The sequence below is a fragment of the Ktedonobacter robiniae genome, assembly GCF_016587375.1.
In the GTDB taxonomy this organism is placed as follows: domain Bacteria; phylum Chloroflexota; class Ktedonobacteria; order Ktedonobacterales; family Ktedonobacteraceae; genus Ktedonobacter; species Ktedonobacter robiniae.
The window spans coordinates 409,780-420,318 of sequence record NZ_BNJG01000003.1 but is presented as its reverse complement, the minus strand read 5'-3'; the positions used below and the strand labels follow the sequence as shown (position 1 = coordinate 420,318).

The 10,539-nt window shown below is 51.4% G+C and carries 8 protein-coding genes and 1 pseudogene; 2 read left to right on the top strand and 7 right to left on the bottom strand.

What is annotated here, in order from left to right:
• Positions 1-344 precede the first annotated feature (344 nt).
• Positions 345-1,724 carry a WD40/YVTN/BNR-like repeat-containing protein gene (locus JMJ04_RS34400; protein WP_201374896.1) on the bottom strand — a complete coding sequence of 460 codons (1,380 nt, stop codon included), beginning with the start codon at positions 1,722-1,724 and terminating at the stop codon, positions 345-347.
• Between the two features lie 40 nt (positions 1,725-1,764).
• The gene (locus JMJ04_RS34395; RefSeq protein ID WP_201374895.1) at positions 1,765-2,043 is read right to left on the bottom strand and encodes a MoaD/ThiS family protein; all 279 of its coding nucleotides are present in this window, start codon (positions 2,041-2,043) and stop codon (positions 1,765-1,767) included.
• Positions 2,044-2,512: 469 nt separating this feature from the next.
• On the opposite strand from JMJ04_RS34395, the gene ilvA reads away from it, so the two are divergent.
• Positions 2,513-3,853 carry a threonine ammonia-lyase gene (ilvA, locus tag JMJ04_RS34390; protein WP_201374894.1) on the top strand — a complete coding sequence of 447 codons (1,341 nt, stop codon included), beginning with the start codon at positions 2,513-2,515 and terminating at the stop codon, positions 3,851-3,853.
• Between the two features lie 80 nt (positions 3,854-3,933).
• Here the strand turns inward: ilvA and JMJ04_RS34385 are convergent, their stop codons facing one another.
• The 5 genes and pseudogenes from JMJ04_RS34385 to JMJ04_RS34360 all read right to left on the bottom strand — a co-directional run bounded on the left by JMJ04_RS34385 (position 3,934) and on the right by JMJ04_RS34360 (position 7,911).
• Positions 3,934-5,454, bottom strand: coding sequence for an RnfABCDGE type electron transport complex subunit D (locus JMJ04_RS34385; RefSeq protein ID WP_201374893.1), 1,521 nt, complete (start codon positions 5,452-5,454; stop codon positions 3,934-3,936).
• Complete coding sequence (locus JMJ04_RS34380) at positions 5,451-6,194, bottom strand: FAD:protein FMN transferase (RefSeq protein ID WP_201374892.1); 744 nt, start codon at positions 6,192-6,194, stop codon at positions 5,451-5,453. Before JMJ04_RS34380 ends, JMJ04_RS34385 begins: the two co-directional genes overlap by 4 nt.
• A gap of 2 nt (positions 6,195-6,196) precedes the next feature.
• On the bottom strand, positions 6,197-6,670 hold the full coding sequence (locus tag JMJ04_RS34375; protein ID WP_201374891.1) for an FMN-binding protein: 474 nt from the start codon (positions 6,668-6,670) through the stop codon (positions 6,197-6,199).
• A gap of 285 nt (positions 6,671-6,955) precedes the next feature.
• The gene (locus tag JMJ04_RS34370; RefSeq protein WP_201374890.1) at positions 6,956-7,408 is read right to left on the bottom strand and encodes a thioredoxin family protein; all 453 of its coding nucleotides are present in this window, start codon (positions 7,406-7,408) and stop codon (positions 6,956-6,958) included.
• 6 nt (positions 7,409-7,414) lie between these two features.
• Positions 7,415-7,911: pseudogene (locus JMJ04_RS34360) on the bottom strand (DUF4395 domain-containing protein).
• A 667-nt stretch (positions 7,912-8,578) separates the two neighbouring features.
• Here JMJ04_RS34360 and thrS point away from each other — a divergent pair.
• A complete protein-coding gene (thrS, locus tag JMJ04_RS34355; RefSeq protein WP_201374887.1) occupies positions 8,579-10,453 on the top strand; it encodes a threonine--tRNA ligase in 1,875 nt (624 codons plus the stop codon).
• The last annotated feature ends 86 nt before the right edge of the window (positions 10,454-10,539 follow it).

The following is a 10,539-nucleotide window of genomic DNA, read 5'->3' as shown; positions in this document are numbered from 1 at the left end:
AGGAGACGATCCATTGACTCAAAAAATGCTGCCCGAAGGCAGGTGATGCGTATCCCTTCGCTGTGACCACCAAGGGAATTCGGCTTCATCTCGACGATGTTCAAAAGGCTTTTTGCACCTGGATCACCAGACCTTTCCTCAGTCCTACTTAAACCCAAGCGACAGAGCAGCGGTCTGATGCGTCAACCGCAGGTGTTATGACCTCTTCGAACGTAGCACCCATTTCTGGGGCTGAGTCTGGTGAACTCAGGCTTCTTGCGAAGCTGCTGAACTGAGTCTTTAGTGACTCCCGAAGAAGCCACTGCGTCTTCAGCTCAGTGGTAGTTCACTAGGAAACCTATCTATTAGTTTGGAAACCTATCTATTAGTTTAATAGAGATATATCGTATTGTCAATACGTAAACGATGGGAAATAAATCTTTCCCTAACTCTGTTATTCCTCGCTTACTCATAACAGGCCAAAATCTCGCGTTCCTGCTGCTTGATGGCTTCAATACGCTCTGGCGGAGAGGTAATGGTTGCATGCATCTCCACCAGAGCTTCTCACATTCCACTAAAACCGGGGCAATCCCGCTTCTGCCTATGGGATGAGTAGCAGGATAAGGATTACTTCTCTTGTTATAGCAAGACTGTGGCTGTGACAGAATAGATGGGGGCAGAAAATCAGCGATCAACTGCCAGTTATCTCCACGGTCATTGCTGGCAAATAACTGACCCGTTTTGGTGCCAGCGTAGACACCACACGGATTCAGGCTGTCAGTGCAAAGGGCATGCCGCAGGACACCCATTCGCACACCTTGTCCCTCAGGCAAACCATGGGTCTGAGGAGTCCACTGCTCTCCGGCATTCTCCGTGCGATACACCGTGAAATGTGTTCCACTGTTATGTCGACCTTCAGGGTCTTCCACAACGACGAAGAGGGTTTCGGGATGGTGTGGATCAAGGGCAATAGGGAAGCCAAACTCCGATGGCAAGTTGTGCTGGATATCGATCCAATCTTCCCCAGCATTAAGGCTTTTATAGATACCACAGTGATTCTGCTGATAGAGGACATCTGGTTGGGTAGGATGCTGGACCAGGCGGTGAATGCATTGCCCAAACTCAGGATAAGGGTCGGGAAGGAAACTGGCACGCGTATTTTTATTTGCGAAGACCCAGCTTCTTCCACCGTCATCTGTGCGCATGCAGCCAACAGCGGAGATACCTATCCACATGCGTGAGGGCAGTGTGGGGTCGGCAATAATGGTATGCAGGCAGAGCCCGCCAGCACCAGGCCCCCATTGTGAGCGGCTGGGATGAGACAAGAGAGCGGGATTGGGTTCCCAGGTTTCACCTCGATCAGTACTTATCCAAAGACTGGCTGGATCTACGCCAGCATAGACCACATCAGGCTCCGCTGCACGACCGGGTACAATAGTCCATATATTCTGCAGTTTCAAATCGCTCTGAGGTGGAAACTGGATACCTTGCCTGGGCTCTTGCCAGCTCTGGCCAAAATCATCACTGTAACGTATGAACGAGCCGAAAAAATCGCCATTCTCGGCGGCAAAGAGACGACAACCGTTACGTTGATCGAAGATAGCCGAAAAGATGCGCCCTTTGCTCAGGGAGGTTGCTTCAATATTCCACGTCACGCGATCCTGGGAGGTCAGCAGAAATAATCCGCACTTCGTGCCCAGTCCGACAATAACAGTCCCTGTGGGGTACTTATGATGATGCGTCATGAATAGCTCCTTTTTGAGAAAGGTTGTTTGAATGTTCGTATTAACCACCCGCTACCGATTGTAAAATGCGGATATGTGCTCCAGTGGGTACCGGTGTATCAAGGCCTTGTAAGAAGCGAATATTTTCTTTTTCCAGAAAGATGTTGACATAGGGGCGTAGCTCACCTGTTTCATAACAGAGGTTGAACTGCATCCCGGGAGCAAGCTGCTCCAGCGCTTCGATGACCTCGCGAATCGTGTGACCCATAACCGTTATGGAGGAATGGTTGTTGATTTTTGCACGAAGCACAGATGGGAAGATGACTGTGACGGAAGACATATCTGCTCACCTCTCTTTATCACTAAAGATGTCCATACTAAGTATCACCTCTTATCAACATAAAACTTCTCCTATCTTGCTCATTTTTTGAGGATGGCCTCACCAAGTTGGCAATGCTAAATGATAAGAGGCAAAAGCATACCTCTCACGTATCTCTTGAAATATACTCGCCATTGATGATAATTGTGTGATGATGTATGAGAGTATACCATTCACATCTTCTGCATATGTTTGTTTTATATAAATATGAAGTAAATCCTGGAAAAGTATAGCCACTAAATTCTGGCGTAGAAGGTCCAATACTGCTAGAATACATCAGAGGAAGAGGCGACCAGGCCTCGTAAGAGCGTATAGGCCTCTTCATTGTCTATCTCGTCCTCAAGGAAGAGCGAGAGGATGCCTGGAAGAAAAGATTCTACCCATCGCGCTCTCCACAAGTATAATCTCCATGGAGGAGTTATCAACGTCTATGTCTGCTACGGAAAACTCAACATCGAAAGATGTAAATGCTCTATCTCTCAATGCCCAAATAGCGCCAGTCTCTGAAAGAACGCGTGAAGCCTATCGGGTGCCTGTCGCCTTTGCCGATATCTGGCAGGCGAGCCAGTTTCTCTTCCCCCTTATCGAGCACACTCCCCTGGTCTATTCGCGGGACTTAAGCGCCCTGACTGGTGCGAAGGTACACCTGAAATTTGAACAGATGCAGCGTGGTGGATCATTTAAGGTTCGTGGCGCGACGTATAAGATGTCGCGACTCTCGGAGGAACAGCGCAAGGCGGGCGTGATCACTGCCTCGGCGGGAAACCACGCGCAGGGAGTGGCTATCGCCGCCGCCTCATACGGTATTCCTTGCACGATTGTCGTTCCCGAGAATGCCTCATTAACCAAGGTCACGGCGACCCAGAGTTATGGCGCGAAGGTTGTCCTGGCTGGAGCGACCTATGATGACGCCGTCCAGCACTGTGTGGAGATGCAGAAAGAGCTTGGCGCGACCTATATTCCTGCCTTTGACGACATCGACGTGGTTACGGGCCAGGGTACATTGGGTCTGGAGATGTTGAATGAGGTCCCAAGCGCGGATGCCATCGTCGTTCCCATTGGGGGTGGTGGCCTGATCGCTGGTATCGCCATCGCGGCGCGTGCTATGAAGCCCACAATCAAGATTATCGGCGTTGAAGCTGATGGCGCTGCCAGCATGCGTGCCTCAATTCGCGCGGGCAAGCTGACAACCCTGCCCGCCCTGGCGACCATTGCTGATGGTATCGCCATCAAGCAGCCTGGCAAAGTGACCTTCCCCATCATCCAGCACCTTGTGGATGATATTGTGCTGGTTACAGATGAGCAGATTATTCATGCTGCCCTGTTTCTGATGGAGAAGCACAAGATTCTAGTAGAGGGCGCGGGCGCCTCCGCCGTTGCGGCCCTTATGAGCGGTACGCTGCAACTGCCAGGCCAAGAAGTGCTCATTCCCTTGACGGGAGGAAATATCGACACTAATCTGCTGGGACGTTTCGCTGAACATGGACTCATCAATGCCAACCGCCATTTTGCCCTACGCGCCAGTTTCCCTGATCGGCCGGGAGAACTGGCACGCATGCTGAACATTATCGCGGCCATGCGCGTCAATATCATCGATGTCCATTACCAGCATGTCTCCGCCCAGTTGCCTTTTATGCAGCACGAGGCGATGATCACGCTGGAGACGAGGAACCGCGCCCAGTGCGAAGAGCTATTGCAGGTCTTGCGCGCCGCGGGCTTCGCCGTAGAAGAGGCCCAGGCTATTCAACCGGTAGCTCCGCTAAACAGCTAAAATAATCCTTCAATGTTGTGAGAAGCAGAGAACCCGTTCGCGTTATAGCGTGAACGGGTTCTCTGCTTCTTATAAAGGAACTATACGAGGCCGGGAAAGAAATCCTTTTTGATGTGACCGCTTTTAACCTGCATATTTTTCAGGATGCGCTCCTGCGCTCTCACCATATCCGGTGGCCCAGACAGGTAGAAGAGGCGCTCTTGAAAATCAGGGATCGCTCTCGCCAGGGTCTCTTCATTGATTCTGCCGACTAATCCCGGCCAGTTGGGTGGAACGGCGGTGATGTCGGTCAATGTATAGAAGATTTTGACACCCAGCTTTGCTGCCGCTGCGCTTAGGACATCCTTGTAGACAATTTCGTCTGTTCTCTTGTTGATATAGAATAGGATGATATCGCGCCTCTGTTGTGTATCGAGCAAGTACTTTAGCATACTTCGAAAAGGCGTGATGCCGATGCCACCTGCGATAAAAACAAGTTTCTGCTGGGGCTGTGGTGGCAGGGTAAAATCGCCAGCCACCTGGGCGCCAATCAGTTTCGCGCTTCCATCTATGCTCGCCATCGCCTGTTTGAAGCTGCTTCCCTGCTCATAAAAGCGCACGCCCAGGTGAACCTCACCCTCGGTGGGAGATGAGGCCAGGGTAAAGTAGCGGCGATTGCCTCGACTGTCGGAGTGAGAATGTGCGAGCGTGAACTCCATGTATTGTCCGGGGAGAAAGACAAGTCGTTGCGAAGGCTTGAAGACAAAATCAATTGTGTTCGGTGCGAGCTTAAGTTTCTTCTTTATGCGTAAAATGACTTTCTGTTTGGGGCTGACCAGGTAAGAGAAGACGTTGCCCAGGACGAGCGCCAGTTCGGGTGTTGAATAAATGGGGCCGATGTGAATCTGAGGGATAAAGAGGATGCCGGTAAGCACAGCATAGAGCCTTCGCAATTGCTTTGTTGGAGGCGCGGTCAGCGGTTCAGTGAGCATGATACAGGCGAAGAAAAAGAGGGGCGATTGCAGCAGCAAGTGGCTGAGTTCTACAAAGACCAACTGCCGCTGAACTAGAGTAATAGCCAGAGTACTTACGATTATAGTGGCACAAAAACTCACGACCATATCTACCTGGCGTATTTTCCTGGCTATCAGTAGCCCACCTATGAGCACCAATGGCGTCATACTGGCTGTGCCGACCCACCAGCTAGCGGATTGTCCGAGCACCAGCGATGTGATCACAACCGCGATGGCGGCGGGATTGAAGAGATGGTTTTTGCGTATAGCCAGGATATATTTTGAGCATACCGCTATAATCGCTGCCCAGCCAAGGAGTGCATAGGCAGTTGGTGACTGCGCGGGATCAATGATGATAGCCAGAATAAGCGCCGTGATCGCCGAGGATTCGATGTTTGCTGGAACATTAAAGACGCGCTCCATAATGACATTCATCGCCCAGCAGATGACGAGCAAGAACGCGGTTGAGGCAAGTAGCGCCAGGGGAGAGAATGGCAGAACCTTGATATAGGCCAGAATGGTTGCCAGGCCAATAAAGCTCAGTAGGGTATACAGCACCAGGCGATACATGGTTATGCGATCTAAGTAGTAATCTATTTTATTCATCATTGGTGGAGTACATACCTTTCAAGGCCGCTTGTAAGGGTTGCTCGCCTGTGTGCATCGATCATATAGCCTTCAAAACCTGCCAATTTCTCAATAAACTGGATGCCCTTCCTACCCATGGCAAATGCCGCGGTCGCGAAGCGATCAGCCTCATACACATCTGGGCCAATAACAGTCATACTTACGATATCTGACAGTGGCTCATCGGCATTGTGCGGATTATAAATGTGTTGGCCGCGAATGGCGGTTCCTGAGGTCGCGATTCCCTGGTTTGTGAGGACCAGTACTTTGACATGCTCATACCGATTGAAGGGATTGCGAATCCCGACGCGCCATGGTTGACCATTTTTCTTTCCAGCTACTTGAATATCGCCACCAGCATCGATATAGAAATTCTGAAAGCCCCAGGTTTTAAGCATGTCGACGGCATTACGAATTGTCCAGCCTTTGACAATGCCAGAGGGATCATACGCTCCGTTATGCTGAATATCAAAGTAGCCACTGGTCTCTTTTTTTGTCTGCGCGCTTAATGCGAAAATCTCGCGCATCTCCTCGCTAGCGTGTGTCAGAAGAAGCTCGCCCCGGTTAATCTTAGAGATCTCGCTCTCAGGCTTATAGGTGCTAAAGATGTTATCTACGGCCACAAAGTAGGTGAACACTGTATTCAGGTCAGCCTGTGTGGCACTTGCATCTAGTATGGCGATAGTAATGGGCATGCCCATAATCAGACGTGTTTCTTCCATCGTTATGCTTTCGCTTGAGAGAGGGCCGTTGTGAGCGATTGCATAAACGCCTCGCTGGAATCAGTTGCTCCGCTGACGATATCAACATTAGCGTTCTGGGCCTGGATGGCCTCGTTAGTAAGAATGGGATCGGCATAGTTATTGATGATTACAGAGCGATTCCGCTCATTGGGAAACTGGAGAAACTGCACATCCGTAATCTTGCCATTTTGAATGATGGCTTTGACCTGGATATTGCCCCAGTGTGCATCTTCAACATCGCCTGTATAAGAGCCATCTTTATACTGCGCACCATTTGTGTTTGTGTTTGTCGTGATAGATGCAGGTGTCGTCCCAGTAGAGGAAGGGCTATCATTTCCAGCCACACCTATCGAATATCTCGTCTGATCGGGTAACAGAGCTATGGCCTGATTATACGTGAAACTGTACAAAATAAAGATCCCGATAATAAAGACCGCAATCGTAAGCTTCTTCATTGTCTGTCGTTTCCTTCCAGCGAAATTGTAAATGCATATAGAGAAGCATGGATGTTATGAGGATGCTGATGATAATAGTAGTAGTATAGCTTCAAATCGCCGAGACTATAGTATCGTAAAAGTATGAAAAAAGCGGTAGAGATTTGTAAAAAATCCCTCAAGACTGGGGCTGGCGTTCTGGCGAGGCATAAATGCGAAGAGGTGTAGGTATAATAGGATGAGAGAGGTGTGCTTATCACTATTATACAAGCGAGCTTGCTCTCATCCTGGTTAGCATAGAGGTGATCAGGCAATAGATATTCCTATAGCCAGAAGATCATCAACTTGCTTGAGCAGGCGTGGTGTAGGCGTAAAACCATAATTAACGGCGTGAGCTTTTCCGTTTGCATCTAGAACGACGGTACTGGGGACGGTCAGTACATGATAGGTTTGGGTAAGCTCATGCTCGCTGGTGGCGTCTACTTCTACCACTGAGACCTGTTCTCCCCGTGCTGCCAGGAGACGCTGGAGCGCTGGAGCCTGGAGTTGATGGCACTGGTGGCAGTCAGGGCTACTAAAGGCCAGAATACGGACAGGGGTCATGTTCTTTTCATCAACCGGTGTTTGCGGAAGGAGAGGTGCAGCATGCAGTGCTCTCTCCCGCTGTGCCGCTACAAAGCGTTTACCTACCCAGATCAGGAGCCAGGCACCGATGCCTACAAGCAAGAGGATAACCAGACGTAGTGTAATGTCAGACATATTTCTCTATACCCCTCGCCAGTGGAAGCTACCTTCATAGCGCACGCGGGGGAAGATGCCCCAGCGGCCCAGGTGATAATAGACGAAGCATCCCATACAGAAGCCGACCGTTAGATTGATGCCAGCCAGGACCAGGACGATCAAATCGAAAATCCAGCCAAGCAGACTCAGGTGCGTTAAGAAGAGAAAGATACTTGAGAGCAAGAGGAACACCGCACCGATGCCCTGAGCAAAACGATGGGGGCAGGATCATCCTCGACGACGCGCGGCTTGAGCAGGCCCAGCGGTATAACTACTCCCTGGTAGAGCAGGCGATAAGGGCTGGTAGAGGGCGAGATCGCACTCCAGGCCATGATGATGGTTGCAATCAGCACCAGCACAGGAAGATTAAAGAGGAAGGCTAGAGCTGTAAGGAGCACTGTGCTGCCCTGAGAAAATTTGCCAAAATTGGTGTCAACACGTGGAGCGCTTGTGGATGTTGGCGCCGAAGGAAGAGTAGCCATGAACGCATCCTCCTGAAGGACAACGGCTTCGTTGAAGCCGTATGGACCTATATATGTGGGCTGTAAAAAATGTGTACTAAATAGATCAACAATATAAATTATTGTGCTGTATTATAGAGTTTTGTAAGGAAGAATGTCAAGCTTAAGGGCGCCTGCGTACTCTTGCATTTTCTCGCGACTATGGTATAATCGTAGCCGTAAGGCAGGCACTGCTTGAGACAATGTCATCGTCTTCCCGCGTTTCCAGAGAGGGACAATCCTGGCTGTAATTTGTCCTATGCGCACACGATGGATACCACTCAAGAAGCCATCTCTCCCTGTAAAGTGAAGAGCGGGAGGCCCCCGTTAGCGGGCTTTAAGGCTGGTTCCATTTGAAAGATTGTATAGCGAACCAGTGAACGTGGGTGGAACCACGGAAGAGTGACTCTTTCGTCCCTGTATTGAGGGAGAAAGAGTTTTTTTGTTGGAAGGAACGCGCCATGAGACAGGACTCTCAGCAGCAGGAGGATCGAAACTGCCGACTCACCGTCGGCAGTGGGACTTATCTATAGCCACACGTTTTTGATAGTCCTCTCGCGCTGGTATATAAAAGCAGAGAGTTGACGATTGCAATAAGTAACGCATTCATTGGCAGACAATAAACACAGCAAAGATAGAGGAATAGAGAATGAGCACGTCTCTTGCAGCAGAGAAAGAGCAGGCGCAGCAGGACCTGGATCGTATGCGCCACTCAACGGCGCACTTGATGGCCGCCGCCGTCCAGTTGCTCTGGCCCGAGGCCAAATTTGGCGTGGGTCCCGCAATTAAGAATGGTTTCTACTACGATATCGAGCTTCCCGAGGCTTTGACGCCCAAGGACCTGGGACGCATCGAGCAGAAGATGCGCGAGCTCAAGAATAAAAAGCTGGGCTATGACCGTATCGAGGTTGGCATCGATGAAGCCATCGAAGAGATGAGCAAACGCAATCAGCCCTACAAAGTAGAACTCTTGAATTTACTCAAAGAGCGCGGTAGCACGGCGGTTGTGCAGGAAACGGGCGATGCCGAGGCCATAGGCTTGAGCGAGGGCCAGGAGGGAAGCACGGTCGTCTCCTTCTATCAGACGGGCCACTTCCTGGATCTCTGCCGTGGACCACATGTCGAGGATACGACGCACATTGGCGTCTTTAAGCTCATGAGCATTGCGGGCGCATACTGGCGTGGCAATGAGAATAATCCGCAGCTCCAGCGCCTCTATGGCACGGCCTTCAATACGAAAGAGGAACTGGATCACTACCTCTGGCTGCTCGAAGAGTCGAAGAAGCGCGATCATCGCAGACTAGGTCAGGAGCTAGATCTGTTTACGTTCTCTGACCTGGTGGGTGGCGGCTTGCCCCTCTTTACGCCCAAAGGAACGCTGGTGCGCGACCTGCTGGAAGAGTTTGTGCAGTCCTTGCAGGAACCCCTGGGTTACCAGCGTGTGCATATCCCGCATATCACGAAGAACGACCTCTACAAGACGTCGGGGCACTGGGAGAAATTCCAGGAGGACATCTTCCATGTGAGCGGCAAGAGTGGCGAAGACTTCTGCATGAAGCCCATGAACTGCCCGCACCATACGCAGATCTATGCCAGCCGCATGCGCAGCTACCGCGAGCTGCCCATTCGCCTGAGCGAGGTCACGACGGTCTATCGCGACGAGTTGCCGGGAACGTTGCATGGTCTCTCGCGTGTACGCGCGATCACGCAGGACGACGCACATGTCTTCTGTACGCCTGACCAGGTGCAGGAAGAGGTGCTGCGCATCTACTCGATCATCGAGAACTTCTACAAACCTTTTGGTATGACGCTCGCGGTGCGCCTCTCGCTCTGGGACGAGGAGCATCCTGAGAAATACCTGGGCACGCCCGAACTCTGGAATAGCGCCCAGGAGCAGTTGCGCGCTGTCCTGCGCATGAAGGGCATCGAATGGGTAGAAGAGGTGGGCGAGGCTGCGTTCTATGGTCCTAAGATCGACTTCACGGCCCTGGACGCCCTTGAGCGCACGTGGCAGCTCGCGACGATTCAGCTCGACTTTAACCTGCCTGAGCGCTTCAACCTGGAGTACATGGGACCTGATGGTCATGCCGCGCGCCCGGTCATGTTGCACCGCGCCGTGCTGGGTTCCGTTGAGCGCTTTATGTCGGTCTTGATCGAGCATTACGCGGGTGCCTTCCCCACGTGGCTCTCACCAGTGCAGGCCATGATCATTCCCATCGCGGATCGCCATCTCGACTATGCCTACCAGGTGAAACAGTCCCTGCTGGATGTACGTCTCTCTTCAGCGCGCGAGTCGATTCGCGTAGAGGTTGACGAGGCGCGTGAATCCATGCAGAAGAAGATCCGCAACGCGCAGTTGCAGAAGGTCCCGTACATGCTCGTCCTCGGTGATAAAGAGGCCGAGAACGGCGAGGTAAACGTACGCCATCGTAGCGGCGTCAACCTGGGCACGCTCGCGGTAAGCACTCTCGCCGAGCGTATCAAGCAGGAAATTCTCACGCGCAACGATCTCCCACGCGAGTAGCTCATCCTTTATAGGAAGCCAAGCTGTACGGTGAGGGCAGGTGGATATCCACCTGCCCTCATCATTTTTGGAAGACTCTGAAAGGA